This is a genomic window from Halalkalibacter wakoensis JCM 9140 (assembly GCF_000513095.1).
Lineage (GTDB): Bacteria > Bacillota > Bacilli > Bacillales > Bacillaceae_D > Halalkalibacter > Halalkalibacter wakoensis.
In genome coordinates, this window is the sequence record NZ_BAUT01000001.1 from 226,423 (window position 1) to 241,461 (window position 15,039).

Below are 15,039 nucleotides of genomic sequence, written 5' to 3' on the forward strand. Positions count from 1 at the left end.
GTCTGTTAGGAGTGCTCTTCTCCTAACAGACGCGCAGAGAGAGAAGCCATCGCAGGGTTAGATAAAAAAAGGGTGGTTTTCCCTTTTGGTCTTTTTGCGATAACTTTGAGATTTTCCAATTACGTACGGACTTGTTAAAAGATAGACAAACAAGATTGATTGAGTTTCTTGAAAGTTACACGTATAATGTATAAAGGAAACTATGCACAAAATTTCGCTCACGTTTTGTGGGCTTTCTATTTGTTTGTTGGAAAAGCTTGTTGGAAGGAGTTATAGAGATGAATGAAGATCAACGTTTAGGACGTTTAGGAAATACAGAAAATCCGATAGAGAAGAAAGAAACAAAGAAAGATTATAGCAAATACTTCGATTTCTCCAATGCCAAAGTCATTTCTGAAGAAGAAAACAAAAAGGTCATTCGTATTGAGGGAAGAGAAATTTCCATTTATGATCAACCGGATTACAAGCAGGGAAAGCGTCGTGGAAAAGAGGATGTACAAGTTATAAGACCTGATAGTCTAATTCCTGAAGAAATGAAAGGAATTGGCAATGGAAAGAAATTTTTAATTCGAACATACGGCTGTCAGATGAACACACATGACTCTGAAAACATGGCTGGATTGTTGCTTGAAATGGGCTTTGAATCGACAGAGGAAACAATGGAAGCCGATGTTATTTTATTAAATACATGTGCGATCCGTGAAAATGCTGAAAACAAAGTGTTTGGAGAAATTGGTCACTTAAAAGCATTAAAAGTGGAACGACCAGAATTGATCGTTGGTGTTTGTGGCTGTATGTCACAAGAAGAATCAGTTGTAAATCGAATTATGCAAAAACATCAGCACATTGATTTAATCTTCGGTACACATAACATTCACCGTCTACCAGAACTTTTAAGAAACGCTATTTATGGTAAAGAAATGGTTGTTGAAGTTTGGTCGAAAGAGGGCGACATTGTTGAAAATATGCCGCGAGCTCGTCAAGGGAAAACACAAGCTTGGGTAAACATTATGTATGGCTGTGATAAATTCTGTACGTATTGCATCGTTCCATATACACGCGGGAAAGAACGTAGTCGTCTTCCGGAAGATATCATTGCTGAAGTACGTGATCTAGCAAGACAAGGGTATAAGGAGATCACTTTACTAGGTCAGAATGTGAATGCATATGGGAAAGACCTTGAAGGCAAGGAATATGGCTTAGGTCATTTGATGGATGAAATTCACAAAATTGATATTCCGCGAGTTCGCTTTACGACGAGCCATCCGAGAGACTTTGATGATTATTTAATTTCAGTGTTATCAAAAGGTGGGAACTTAGTAGAACACATTCATCTACCAGTTCAGCATGGTAGCTCAGAGATTTTGAAACTAATGGCTCGAAAGTATACACGTGAGCGTTATTTAGAGCTTGCTCACAAAATAAAAATGGCGATTCCAAATGCATCTTTCACGACGGATTTAATCGTTGGTTTCCCGAATGAAACGGAAGAGCAGTTTGAAGAAACACTTTCACTTGTTCGTGAGATTGAGTTTGATAGTGCATACACATATATCTACTCTCCACGTGAAGGAACACCAGCTGCAAAAATGAAGGATAACGTACCAATGGAAGTGAAGCGTGAGCGTTTAGGTCGACTGAATGCCCTCGTCAATGAAATTTCAGCGAAGAAGAATCTTGATTACCAAGATCAAATTGTAGAAGTACTCGTTGAAGGAGAAAGCAAGAAAAACCCTGATGTGTTAGCAGGCCGAACAAGAACGAATCGTTTGGTGAATTTTAGAGCACCGAAATCAGTAATTGGGGAAATTGTATATGTGAAAGTGACAGAAGCAAAAACATGGTCACTAAATGGAGAAATGGTTGAAATGGCGGAGGTTAGGAACTAATGGGAGCAACTTATACAAGAGAAGATATTCGAGCAAAAGCAAGAGAATTAGCAAAAATGATGGTTGAAACAGAAGAAGTTGATTTCTTTAAACGGGCGGAAAAGCAAATTAATGAGCACTTACGAGTTCAAGAGTTAATTGCTCAAATTAAGAAATTGCAAAAGGAAGCAGTAAATCTTCAACATTACGGAAAAACAGAAGCGTTAAAAGAAGTGGAAACAAAGATTAATGCACTTCTTGAAGAGGTGGATTCTATTCCTTTAGTGCAAGAATTTAAATCAAGCCAAGTAGAAGTGAATGAGCTGCTTCAAATGGTTTCCAATACCATTTCTAAGACGGTTACGGATGAAATCATCACGTCAATGGGTGGGGACTTATTAAAAGGAACAACAACAAAAAATCCTTATTTTGATGGTGGATGTCAACAATAAGCGACTAACACAAAAGAGATCTATTCAAAACGAATAGATCTTTTTTTGTATTTTAGGTCATAAATTGAAGTTTTAACATATACATAATTTAGAACTATTTCTTACATCATTCCGTCCATTTGCTTTTTTATTTTCTATGAAAATCCGATAATCAAAGGATTATCGAACTTTTCTCGATTGATGTACTAAACTTTGCAAACTCATCATATCGTGATAAGGATAACGCTTTGCTATCATCTTTTAATCTTTTTTCGCACATTGGTTATTCGCCCTGCATAGGATGACAGTGAAGCATTTGGCGGAGCGAATTAGGCACGACGAGCCGACACGAGCGACCGACAACTCGATATGATATGAGAAAGAGGAGGGTTTTGTTTCATGTCTCAAGAATTTAACTATCGTGAAATTATTACAAAAGCGGTATGTGGAAAAGGTCGTAAGTTTTCAGAAGCAACTCATACGATTAGCCCTTCACACAGACCGTCAAGCATTCTAGGCTGTTGGATTATCAACCATAAGTACTCGGCAGAGAAAAAGGGCGACTCTGTAGTGGTGCAAGGAAGCTACGATATTAACGTTTGGTTCTCGTATAACAAAAATACGAAAACAGATGTTGCAACGCAAACTGTTACTTATTCTGATGCGATTCCGCTTTCGATGCAAGACGAGAATGTTTTATCAGAAGAAATGGATGTTATTGCACGCGCTGTCCAGCAACCGAATACGCTAGAGGCGACGATTTCAGAAAATGGTGCAAATGTAGATGTCCAAGTAGAAAGAGAATTTCTTGTTGAATGCATTGGGGAAACAAAAGTGGCGGTAGCTGTTAATCCTGATGGGCTAATAGAGGACTTTCCAGTTACAGCAGCTGCTGACGATGTAAGTGATGAAGAGTATGAACGTCTTGATCCAAATTTCTTACACAGTGAATTTGATAAATAAGACGTGAGAGCAAGCTAATGGAGCTTGCTCTCATTTTTTGTTTTTCTCACTAGGTTTTTAGTAAAAGACTCCCTAATGCGAGAATGATAGTGGCTATGATATAATAAACCGTATTAATTATAGTACGGTGGAGGAAAAAGATGGCACAAATTACCCCTATGATGAAACAATATTTAGAAATAAAGGCACAGCATCAAGATGCCTTTTTATTCTTTCGTCTTGGAGATTTCTATGAATTGTTTTATGAAGATGCCAAATTGGCAGCCCAAGAGCTAGAGATAACACTAACTGGAAGAGGCCAAGGAGACGACCGAATTCCGATGTGTGGTGTCCCTTATCATTCGGCTGATCAGTACATGTCACGCCTAATTGAAAAAGGCTATAAAATTGCTTTATGTGAGCAAGTAGAAGATCCGAAAGTGGCAAAAGGTGTTGTGAAACGCGAAGTGGTAAAGATGCTTACACCTGGTACGATGATGAGTGGAAATGTTATTAAAGAGAAAGAAAACAATTACTTGGTTGCGTTAACGTTATTTGACGATCAAACGTTTGGCCTTGCTCGAACCGATTTAACAACTGGTGAATCTGCCGTAACATTCATTGGTGATACTCTTGAAGATGTGATCCATGATATTGCGAGTTCAGGAACTAAGGAATTAGTCGTTGCATCAACCATTGATGAGAAAATCATGAAGCGTATATTAGAAAGGTGTCCTGTTACCATTTCGTATGAAGACAATATAGAGATGGATCACGAATACATGCATCTTTGTGAGAAGTTGGAGTCTGATAAACTAATCACAAGTTTTGCTAGATTATTGCAATATTTAATTAGAACACAAAAGCGTTCGTTACAGCATTTACAAAAAGTCACTCACTACCATGTTGACTCTTTTATGAAAATGGATACCCACACGAAAAGAAACCTTGAGCTAACAGAATCACTTAGAGAGAAGAAGAAGGCTGGTTCGTTGCTTTCCATTGTCGATCAGACGGTAACGGCAATGGGTGGGAGACTGGTTAAGAACTGGTTGGAACGACCTTTAATCGATGAAAATGCGATAGAAGAGAGACTGGAACTAGTAACGTCTTTCCTTGAAGCTTATTTTGAGAGGGAAGAACTTCGTGATGAGTTAAGGCAAGTATATGACCTTGAAAGACTGGCTGGGAGAATTGCTTATGGAAGTGTGAATGCTCGTGAACTTGTCCAGTTGAAACGTTCGTTAGAAAAAATCCCATTCATAAAAGAACTGGTAGCCAAAATGGCCCCAACTTCTATTGAGCGCTGGTTTTCTGAAGAAGAGCAGGTTGGTGAGTTAATACAACTTTTAAATCGTAGCTTAGTAGACGATCCTCCTATTTCTGTTACGGATGGAGGAATGATTCGTCCTGGTTACCATGAAGAATTAGATACGTACCGGGATGCAAGTAAAAACGGAAAACAGTGGATTGCTGAACTGGAGCAAAAAGAGCGACAGGAAACAGGAATTCGTACATTAAAAATCGGTTTCAACAAAGTATTTGGCTATTATATTGAAGTAACAAGAGCCAACATTCATTTATTACCTGAAGGACGGTATGAGCGAAAACAAACGCTAACGAATGCAGAGCGTTACGTTACTCCTGAATTAAAAGAAAAAGAAGCACTCATTTTAGAAGCAGAAGAAAAAATGGAACAGCTAGAATATGATTTGTTCGTTCAAGTTCGAGAAGAGGCGAAACATTATTTACAGTCTATCCAAACATTCGCTCATTCTATTAGTGAAATCGATGTGTTAGCAGGATTTGCTACAGTCAGTGAACAGCGTCATTATGTAAAACCAACGTTTTCAAAACAAAGAGAGATCGCGATCGTCGATGGTCGTCATCCTGTTGTGGAAACAGTGATTGAAAAAGGCCAATATGTTGCCAATGATGTTCAGATGACGAAAGGACGAGAAATGCTACTAATTACCGGGCCTAATATGGCAGGGAAAAGTACTTATATGCGTCAGTTAGCTTTGCTTGCTGTTATGGCTCAAATTGGATGTTATGTTCCAGCAACATCTTGTAAAATGCCAATCTTTGATCAAGTTTTTACTCGAATTGGTGCAGCAGATGACCTTGCAAGTGGTCAGAGTACATTTATGGTAGAGATGCTTGAAACGCGGTATGCCCTAACAAAGGCAACAGAAAATAGTCTGATCTTACTGGATGAAATAGGACGAGGGACATCGACTTATGATGGAATGGCCTTAGCTCAAGCTATTATCGAATACATTCATGATACAATTAGAGCTAAAACCCTTTTCTCGACTCACTATCATGAGTTGACTCAATTAGATCAAGAATTAGCTGACTTACAAAATGTTCACGTATCAGCTGTTGAAGAAAACGGAACGGTTGTCTTTTTGCATAAAGTAGTGGATGGACAAGCTGATCGAAGTTATGGAATTTATGTAGCAGAATTAGCAGAGTTGCCTTCTCAAGTTACGGAGCGTGCCGAAGCATTGCTTAAGCAATTTGAAGAAGGAACAGTAGCTACGAAAGCGACTTTCTCATCATCCAAACCTGAACCAGATCTGCAATTATCATTGTTTGGGGAAGTAGAAGAAACAGTCAAAGAGGAGTCTTCTGTATTTTCAGGACAAGAAGAAAAAGTATTAAAGAAACTTGTCAAAAAAGACGTTCTCCATATGACACCGATAGAAGCCATTCAGTTCGTGAATGAACTTCAACGCTTACTAAAATAAGAAAGGATGGTTCGATGACAAAAATCATAAAGCTTGATGATGCGTTATCTAATAAAATTGCTGCAGGTGAAGTTGTCGAACGTCCTGCCTCAATTGTAAAAGAATTAGTGGAAAATGCGCTAGATGCCAATAGCACACGCATTGTTGTAGAAATCGATGAAGGTGGTCTATCGTCAATTCGAATTGTTGATAACGGTGATGGAATTGATGAAGAGGATGTTGAGACGGCCTTTTATCGTCATGCAACGAGTAAAATTCGAACAGATCGTGATTTGTTTCAAATTGGAACGTTAGGTTTCCGGGGAGAGGCACTGCCGAGTATAGCTTCTGTCGCTCATGTTACGTTAACGACAAGTACGGGAGATGGTCCAGGGACAGAAATTACGTTAGAAGGCGGTGTAATCAAACATAAGAAGGCTGCGAAGGCCCGGAAAGGGACAGAGATTACGGTTACGAATCTCTTTTACAATACACCAGCACGATTGAAATATTTAAAAACCGTTCATACAGAAGCTGGGAATGTTAGTGACATCATGAATCGTCTTGCTTTAGCTCATCCAGATGTTGCATTTGAATATTCACATCACGGCAAAGAAGTATTAAAAACCTCAGGCAATGGGGATGTGCGACAAGTGATTGCTTCTATTTACGGAAGAAATGTCGCCAAAAAAGTAAAGCCGATTGAAGGTCAGTCTTTAGATTATGAAATTAATGGATTTGTAGCTTTACCTGAGTTAACGAGAGCCTCTAGACAGTATATGTCTATTTTCGTAAATGGTAGGTATATTCGGAATTATGCTCTTGCTAGAGCTATTCAAGATGGGTATCATACATTGTTGCCGATTGGACGTTACCCACTAGTTGTTCTATCAATAAAAATGGATCCGAAATTAATTGATGTTAATGTTCATCCATCTAAATTAGAAGTGCGTTTAAGCAAAGAAGATGAACTAGGTCAACTGATTACAAGTTCTATTAAACAAGCTTTTGAAACGGAATCGTTAATTCCTGAAGCGGATACGAGAAAACGAACGAATTTTGCAAGTGTTCAAAGCGAACAAGTTTCCTTTGATTTTGAAACGCCTGCGCCATTGAAACAGGATGTGAGTGTCGGACTGCAAGTAAAAGAAAAGGAAGGATGGTCCGAAGAGACTGTGTCTTCTAAAATAAGCATCAATGATGAAGAAATGAAACCTAATTCATTCAATGAACTTATTCCCAAACAAAGTCATACTTGGAGTATGAATGAAAATACGGTAACAGTTGAGGAAGATCAAATCGAGGAAAGTGATGAAGAAGTTGAAAATCTAGAAGACGAACAAGAAAAGAATCATGACCGAGTACCAGTCCTTTATCCTGTTGGTCAAATGCATGGGACGTATATAATTGCACAAAATGAGACAGGAATGTATTTAATTGATCAACATGCAGCCCAAGAGCGAGTAAAGTATGAATTTTTTAGAGATAAAGTGGCTGAAGTGAGTCCACAAGTTCAAGAACTTCTTGTTCCACTTACACTAGAATGTACTGTACAAGAATTTGCATTGATCAACGAACATATCGACGAGCTTCATGCCGTAGGAGTGTTTCCGGAACAATTCGGAAAACAAGCATTTGTTATACGTTCACATCCAGTATGGTTACCAAAGGGCTATGAGGAAGAAACGATTCGTGAAATCATTGATTATTTATTAGAGCATCGAAAGGTCAATTTAGGCAAACTAAGGGAGGAAGCTGCGATTTTAATGTCTTGTAAAGCAGCAATAAAAGCAAATCGTCATCTCAGACAAGACGAAATGTTTGCACTGCTCGAATCACTCAGAAAAAGCAGTGATCCCTTCACCTGCCCACACGGCCGCCCCATCCTCGTCCACTTCTCAACCTACGCACTAGAAAAAATGTTTAAACGAGTGATGTAGAGTTCAAAGAAAAAGGTCGCACTTTACCTTTTTCTTTGAACTCGAAGCGTTGAGCGAAGCCGCCGTTAGCTTTTAAGCCATTTAGGAGCGGTCTTCTCCTAAAAGGCGCACGGCGAGTGAAGCCAACGCAAAGATGTTTGCACAAGTAAGGAGAAAAGGTCGCACTTTACCTTTTTCTTGGAAATCGAAGCGTTGAGCGAATATGAAGTATTAGATCTACATAGGGGATACGACAAATGATTATAACAACTGCAAGAAAACGTGCAGACGAACTAGAGGGTAAAGCGCACATTTTTAGTTCGGAATTAGACAGTCAGTTTATTAAAAGAAATGAAATGTCTGTTCAAGATTTAATTGAATTTTATAAGGAAGATGTGCTTGTAGTTGGAAAAGGTAAAGTAACCCTCTACTCAAAAAATGGGGGAGAACCCTTTTTTTATCATCCTAACTCTGCTATGTTTCGAGTAAAGCAATTTCAGAAAACAAATTATGATCCGTTAGTAGCAACGGCTAATCTTTCGGAGGGAATGTCTTTTCTTGATTGCACGTTAGGATTAGCCTCTGATAGTTTGGTTGCACAAATGGCTGTAGGAAAGAGTGGGCATGTCACAGGATTAGAGGCTAATCAAGTACTTGCGAGTATTGTTCGGCACGGACTTTTGAACTGGCAGGATGGTGGGGCTGTTATGCTGGATGCGATGAGAAGAATTGAAGTGATCCATGCTCACCACAAAGATTACTTAAAAGGTTTAGCTGATCATTCGTATGATGTTGTCTATTTTGATCCCATGTTTGAACAACATATAGCGGACTCCACTGGAATTAAAGCTTTAAAACAGTTTGCCTGTCACGATGACTTAACTGAACAAATTATGAATGAAGCGATTCGAGTAGCAAAATCACGTGTCGTTTTAAAAGATCATTATAGCAGTGAAAGATTTAAGCGGTTGGGGTTTCAGGTCATGAAAAGGCAACATGCCGCCTTTCACTATGGATTCATTTCAATTTAAAATAATCCGCACATGTACGTTTGAACTGAAAGGAATAGGGAAAAGATGAAGAAAGAACAGCTAATTGTTATTGTTGGTCCAACAGCGGTAGGTAAAACGGCATTAAGCATCAATCTAGCAAAGAAGTATCAAGGAGAAGTCATTAGTGGAGACTCGATGCAAGTGTATAAAGGGATGGATATCGGAACAGCTAAGGTAACGGTGGCTGAACAGGAAGGAGTCCCTCATCATTTAATTGACATCTTGCATCCAAAAGATTCGTTTTCCGTCGCTGATTTCCAAGAAAGGTGTATCCCCCTTATTTCTCAAATGAACCAAGAGGGTAAAGTACCAATGTTAGTAGGTGGAACTGGTTTGTATGTGAATGCTATTACAAAGAAATATCAGTTCGATGAAATTCCCACTGATGTTGAATACAGAACAGAATTGGAACAGTTAGCTGAAAAAGTTGGAAATGAATCATTACATAATAAGTTAAAAGAAGTCGACCCAAAATCAGCCGAACATATACATCCTAATAATGTTAGACGGGTTATACGGGCGCTTGAAGTGACGCATGTTACAGGGATCCCTTTCTCGGAGCAACAAAATGATGAACAGTCTGAATCCCCATATTCATTAGCGTTTATCGGGTTAACGATGGAACGGGACATGCTTTACGAACGGATCAATAAGCGGGTTGATCTTATGATGGAGCAAGGTTTATTGCATGAAGCTAAATCATTATATGAATCGGGTGTGAGAAATTGTCAGTCGGTTCAAGCCATTGGTTATAAAGAGTTGTATCACTATTTTGAAGGGCACTGTTCTTTGGAAGAAGCCATTATGATGTTAAAGCAAAATTCAAGGCGTTACGCCAAAAGACAGTTAACGTGGTTTCGTAATAAAACAGATGCTACGTGGTTTGACACGACAAAAGGATTAAACGATCAAACTTTCGAAGAAATTTGTAATTTTATTGAAGGGAAATTGACATTTATATCGAAATAAAGAGATAGTCAATTAGAGGAGGACACCCCGATGAAGCAACCAATTAATATTCAAGATCAATTTTTAAATCAATTACGTAAAGATAACATTTCTGTTACTGTTTTCTTAACGAATGGATTTCAAATCCGTGGCTTAATTAAAGGGTTTGACAACTTTACGGTTATTTTAGAAACAGAGGGAAAACAGCAACTCGTGTACAAGCATGCCATTTCTACGTTTGCTCCACAACGGAATGTACAGCTAAAATCAGAGGAATTAGAATAAAAAGGAAAATGCGCCTTGGCAAAGGCGCTTTTTTTATGATTGATTGCTAGTTTGTGGCGGTGTTGATTCTTCTTTTTTCGGTAAGCAGCAAGATTCTTTTACTTCTTCAATTTTAAGGGTGCAGCAGCTTGATTTCTTTTTGAAAAATGACAACATGATTTCACCTCCTTCTTAAAGTAAGTAAAAAATAAAGCCAGAAACGGTGGACATGGAAACAACCGATAGAACAAAGGCGCCCACTAATTCTTTTTTGAAAATAGATTGAAGCAAAACCACTTCAGGCATACTTGCACCAGCAGAACTAATTAACATAGCCATTACGGGTCCAAGCGCCATTCCTTTTAAAATGAGTATTTGTGAAATAGGAATCATACTAGAAAGTCGAATGTAAAGAGGAATCCCAATTATGGCTGCTATAGGAATCAGCCACCAGTGATCTTCCCCAAAAAGAGTTGCCACCCATTCGGTTGGAACAGCATGATGAATCACCGCTCCAAGGGCTGCCCCAATTACAACATAAGGAAATACACTTCTAACTAAATCAAAAGCTTCTTTCCAAGCAGCTTTAAAGCCAACTTTTGATTTCTTTTGTTCATATCCCGTCACCCCAATATGTTTTACATATTTTTTAAATCCGAGAAATTGAAGGACGAAACCGATTGTTAGACAAAACAAAATAGTAATGAGCGAATACATGATTGTTACCTTCCATCCTAGAACAAAACCCATAATCGTTAGAATAGTAGGATCAAGAAGGGGGGAAGCAAAAAGAAACGTCATAACAATTTGAAAAGGTAATTTTTTTTGAAGCATCGTCACAACGATAGGAATCGTTGAACAAGAGCAAAATGGTGTGATAAAAGCGAATAATATGGCAGCCATTGAAGCTAGAAGCTTATTAGACCCATTAAGTTGATTCTCTATTTTTTCTAATGGAATATAGCCTTGAAGGAGGTTTATGACAAAAGAAATGACGACAAACAAAAATAGTAGCTCTAGAGCAATGAACAAAAAACTTTGTATGAACTCAGCCCACATATGCTTTTCTCCTTTATATCAATAATTTTTGATATAAAGGAGAAAAAACAATCAACTCACTTTATATCAAGTTATTTTGATGCGTTTATCATATATCCAAAATTTTCATGTGTCAATTGCTAAATCAAAAAAAATTGATTTAATTGCAAAAACAAAAGCGGGATTAACCTGTTCCCGCTAGTAAACGTTGTTTCTGTTCAGTTGTAACCGATTGAACAGTATAAATATAACGATTCATAGATAATGGTGATGTATATCCAATCCATTGAATTAATTGTTCTGGAGTTCTACCATGTAACAGTGTAGCAAGTATAAATGTATTTCTAAGCGTTTGAGCGCTAATGCCTTTTCGCAATTGTGCTCGTTTTACTTCCATTCGAACCATTTTCTGAATGGCAATCATCGACATCCGTTTTGGTTGGTCATCTTCATAAGACCAGTGGTACGTTTTTCTTTTAAAATCAAATGAAACGATAAATGGATCTTCACTGTAAAAACGGGGTCTTACTGGCTCTGGAATTGTCTTGAAGTAAGAATAAGCTAGAAGTTTGTGTTCTTCTTCTAACAAAATGAGTCGATCATCCTCTTTAATATATATTTCGTTTCGTTCAAATTTGATATCTCTCATTGAAAGTTGATGGACTTCTTGTAGAGTTAAACCATAATTCAAAAACAATCGAACGATAAATTCGTTCCGGGCTTTATAAAATGAAAAAACTTCTAGTTGTTGTTCTGATAAGCCTTTAGTAGATGATATTGACGCGAGCAATTGTATTTGTTCTTTGTGCTGTACCCAGTCTGTTTCATCTAATGGACCAGATAAAAGTTCCGGAGGAGAAATGTCAATAATGGGACTTAGTTCACTTTGACCTACGGATTTTTGGTATTGATACACTTGGCGTAAGACACTATGAATTCGTCTAATTGTTCGTACATGATAACCTCTTACTTCCAATAGTTCGTGAAAGAATAGGTCAAGTTCTTCTTTTGTGATCGATTTCCAATTAATTTCTTCCGTAGTCGATCGTTCTTTATGGAGCCAATAAGAAAAATCATTCAGATCATACATATAACGTTTAATCGTAGATGCCTTTCTTCCTTTTGCGGCTAAATCATCAAGATAGTTTCCAATGAATGAAGGTAACAAATATTCCATTATGGTTCCTCCCTTCCCATATGGATACTATTTGATGAATTGTACATCTTTTCCTGCAAGAATCTTTGGAAATTTTAAGCTATTCAATACATGCTTCATTCTAAAGCCTTTCCGGTTCAATCCTTTCTTCATCAGAAAAATTGTAATCCTTCGTTATCTCAGTGCGTATGATGTAAGAGATGAAAGGAACAATTTAATAGGAAAAGCTAGGTAGGCGATTGTCACATGTTCGCCTATTTTGCGTATAGTATACAAACGTTGGTGTTTAAACGGACAGCAAAGGGGTGTGCATCATGAGTAACCCGGTTAACTCCAAAAAAAGAGGGCGTATTAATGTTGTATTAAACCATAAACCGATTGAAAAAATGGGCAAAAATGAATCCCTTTTTCAAACAGAGCAAGAGAAAGAAGAACACGACATTTTAATTAGGTTTGAGAAGAAACTAGAAGAGTATGTAGGCTTAGAGGAAATAAAACGTCTTGTGAATGAAATTTATGCTTGGATTTTTATTAATCAACGTCGAGAAGAAGTAGGATTGAAAGCCAGTAAGCAAGTTCTCCATATGATTTTTAAAGGAAACCCAGGTACTGGGAAAACGACTGTTGCCCGGATTATTGCAGATTTTCTTCACCAAATGGGGGTATTAGCAAAAGGGCATTTTATGGAAGTCGAAAGGGCAGACTTAGTTGGAGAATATATTGGGCATACAGCCCAAAAAACACGAGATGTCTTAAAAAAAGCTAGTGGCGGGGTACTGTTTGTAGATGAGGCTTATTCACTAGCAAGAGGTGGAGAGAAGGATTTTGGCAAGGAAGCCATTGATACGTTAGTCAAAGCGATGGAAGATCATCAACATGATTTTGTTTTAATACTGGCAGGATATTCGAAAGAAATGGAATATTTCTTATCCCTGAACCCAGGCCTTCCTTCCCGTTTTCCGATTGCCATTGATTTTCCCAATTATACAACGGATCAACTAATGGAAATGGTGAAAAGGATGCTAACGGAGCGAGAATATGAACTAACAACAGAAGGGGAAATTCATATTCGCGAACATATAAGGAAAATTAGGACCGAACAAGAACAAACTTTTAGTAATGGTAGATATATAAGAAATATTATCGAAGAGGCTATTCGCATGCAGGCTGTTCGTCTGTTAAGAGAAAATGTGTTCAACCGCGATTCTTTACTAACGATGAAACGAGAAGACTTTAAATTTCAATCTTCCCATGTGAAATTGAATTAATACGTCTAAAAAGAGGCCATTCCATGAATGGCTTCTTTCTATTTTTTTGTAGTTCGTGATATGATGCGTATGAACATAGTGAGTGGATAACATAACAGTAAGACGAATTTAAAGGAAGTGGATAGTGTTGCTTGAGATCAATCATAACGAAACAGAAACAGTCGTCCTTGTCGGCTGTCAGTTTGAGCAGGATGATCTTGCTTTTGATCATTCTATGGAAGAATTAAAAAGTTTAGTCGAAACCGCAAAAGGACAGGTTGTTGGTTCCATTACACAAAAGCGTCAAAAACCCGAGCCTTCAACGTACATTGGCAAAGGAAAGGTGGATGAGTTACAGGCGCTTTTAGATGAGAAAGACGTCGACACCATTATTTTTAACGATGAACTTTCTCCAAGCCAAATTCGAAACGTTCATACAAGAACGAAAAAAACCGTTATTGATCGAACACAATTAATCCTAGATATTTTTGCTGCGCGTGCCCGTTCAAGAGAAGGTAAGCTTCAAGTAGAATTAGCTCAGTTATCCTATTTATTACCAAGGCTTGCTGGACAAGGTTTAGCTCTTTCAAGGCAAGGAGGGGGGATTGGTTCAAAAGGTCCGGGGGAAACCCAGCTTGAGAGTGATCGTAGACACATCCGTAGGAGAATGGATGAAATTAAACATCAATTAGAAGCGGTCGTAAGTCATCGTCAACGCTACAGAGAGCGTCGTAAACAAAATGATGCATTTCAGGTGGCGATTGTTGGATATACAAACGCTGGAAAATCAACGATATTAAATCGGTTAGCAGAAGTGGAAACTCTTGAGGAAAATCAATTATTTGCTACTCTGGACCCAACAACTAGACAATTTAACCTCCCAAGTGGAATGAATATTCTTTTGTCTGACACGGTTGGGTTTATACAAGATCTTCCGACCACGCTTGTAGCAGCGTTTCGATCTACTTTAGAAGAGCTGCAAGGGGCGAATGTATTGTTACATGTAGTGGACAGTTCCAATCCGGATTATGAGCAGCATGAACGTACAGTGAAAGAACTGATTCAAGAATTAGATGCCGAGAACATTCCAAGATTGGTCGTCTATAATAAAAGTGAAATCAAAACGGAGCAATTCATACCAAGTCATGACGAGGATTCAATTGAAATTAGTGCTTATGACGAGGAAGATTTAAAGAGCCTAAAAGAAGCCATCGAAGATAAACTAATGGAACAGATGACTGAATACCATGTATTATTAAAAGCAGAAGAGGGAAGTCTGTTGTCCAGATGCCGTGAATCAACGGTTATAAAAAAACAGGAATGGAATGAAGAAACGGAGCATTATGAGATCCTTGGGTATGTTCTTCCTGATACTGCTTTAGGCCATGAACTAGCTATTCGTTCCATAATTGAACCAAAGATTGCAGTTGAGGAGTAAAAAC

The 15,039-nt window shown here is 38.1% G+C and carries 13 protein-coding genes; 10 read left to right on the forward strand and 3 right to left on the reverse strand.

Annotated elements, in window-relative coordinates:
- Positions 1 to 278 precede the first annotated feature (278 nt).
- The 8 genes from miaB to hfq all read left to right on the forward strand — a co-directional run bounded on the left by miaB (position 279) and on the right by hfq (position 10,177).
- Entirely contained in the window at positions 279 to 1,889 is a 1,611-nt protein-coding gene (gene miaB, locus JCM9140_RS01145) for a tRNA (N6-isopentenyl adenosine(37)-C2)-methylthiotransferase MiaB (RefSeq protein WP_034741126.1), read from the forward strand.
- Complete coding sequence (locus JCM9140_RS01150) at positions 1,889 to 2,320, forward strand: YlbF/YmcA family competence regulator (protein ID WP_034741129.1); 432 nt, start codon at positions 1,889 to 1,891, stop codon at positions 2,318 to 2,320. The genes miaB and JCM9140_RS01150 overlap by 1 nt, the downstream gene beginning before the upstream one ends.
- A gap of 378 nt (positions 2,321 to 2,698) precedes the next feature.
- Complete coding sequence (locus JCM9140_RS01155; RefSeq protein WP_034741132.1) at positions 2,699 to 3,262, forward strand: outer spore coat protein CotE; 564 nt, start codon at positions 2,699 to 2,701, stop codon at positions 3,260 to 3,262.
- Positions 3,263 to 3,402: 140 nt separating this feature from the next.
- Positions 3,403 to 5,994: a DNA mismatch repair protein MutS gene (gene mutS, locus JCM9140_RS01160; RefSeq protein WP_034741134.1), complete on the forward strand. Its 2,592-nt coding sequence runs from the start codon at positions 3,403 to 3,405 to the stop codon at positions 5,992 to 5,994.
- 14 nt (positions 5,995 to 6,008) lie between these two features.
- Complete coding sequence (gene mutL / locus JCM9140_RS01165; protein WP_034741137.1) at positions 6,009 to 7,913, forward strand: DNA mismatch repair endonuclease MutL; 1,905 nt, start codon at positions 6,009 to 6,011, stop codon at positions 7,911 to 7,913.
- A gap of 236 nt (positions 7,914 to 8,149) precedes the next feature.
- Positions 8,150 to 8,923, forward strand: a complete 774-nt coding sequence (locus JCM9140_RS01170; RefSeq protein WP_034741141.1) for a class I SAM-dependent methyltransferase — start codon at positions 8,150 to 8,152, stop codon at positions 8,921 to 8,923.
- Positions 8,924 to 8,968: 45 nt separating this feature from the next.
- Positions 8,969 to 9,913 carry a tRNA (adenosine(37)-N6)-dimethylallyltransferase MiaA gene (miaA, locus tag JCM9140_RS01175; protein ID WP_034741144.1) on the forward strand — a complete coding sequence of 315 codons (945 nt, stop codon included), beginning with the start codon at positions 8,969 to 8,971 and terminating at the stop codon, positions 9,911 to 9,913.
- A 30-nt stretch (positions 9,914 to 9,943) separates the two neighbouring features.
- Positions 9,944 to 10,177: an RNA chaperone Hfq gene (gene hfq / locus JCM9140_RS01180; RefSeq protein WP_034741148.1), complete on the forward strand. Its 234-nt coding sequence runs from the start codon at positions 9,944 to 9,946 to the stop codon at positions 10,175 to 10,177.
- A 33-nt stretch (positions 10,178 to 10,210) separates the two neighbouring features.
- Here the strand turns inward: hfq and JCM9140_RS24795 are convergent, their stop codons facing one another.
- The 3 genes from JCM9140_RS24795 to JCM9140_RS01190 form a co-directional block, all read right to left on the reverse strand.
- On the reverse strand, positions 10,211 to 10,333 hold the full coding sequence (locus JCM9140_RS24795) for a hypothetical protein (protein WP_268870544.1): 123 nt from the start codon (positions 10,331 to 10,333) through the stop codon (positions 10,211 to 10,213).
- Positions 10,334 to 10,348: 15 nt separating this feature from the next.
- Positions 10,349 to 11,215: a permease gene (locus JCM9140_RS01185; protein WP_034741151.1), complete on the reverse strand. Its 867-nt coding sequence runs from the start codon at positions 11,213 to 11,215 to the stop codon at positions 10,349 to 10,351.
- A 163-nt stretch (positions 11,216 to 11,378) separates the two neighbouring features.
- Positions 11,379 to 12,371, reverse strand: coding sequence for a tyrosine-type recombinase/integrase (locus tag JCM9140_RS01190; RefSeq protein WP_034741155.1), 993 nt, complete (start codon positions 12,369 to 12,371; stop codon positions 11,379 to 11,381).
- A 293-nt stretch (positions 12,372 to 12,664) separates the two neighbouring features.
- On the opposite strand from JCM9140_RS01190, the gene spoVK reads away from it, so the two are divergent.
- Positions 12,665 to 13,618: a stage V sporulation protein K gene (spoVK, locus tag JCM9140_RS01195; RefSeq protein ID WP_034741158.1), complete on the forward strand. Its 954-nt coding sequence runs from the start codon at positions 12,665 to 12,667 to the stop codon at positions 13,616 to 13,618.
- 124 nt (positions 13,619 to 13,742) lie between these two features.
- The gene (gene hflX, locus JCM9140_RS01200) at positions 13,743 to 15,035 is read left to right on the forward strand and encodes a GTPase HflX (RefSeq protein WP_156314701.1); all 1,293 of its coding nucleotides are present in this window, start codon (positions 13,743 to 13,745) and stop codon (positions 15,033 to 15,035) included.
- Positions 15,036 to 15,039: the final 4 nt, after the last annotated feature.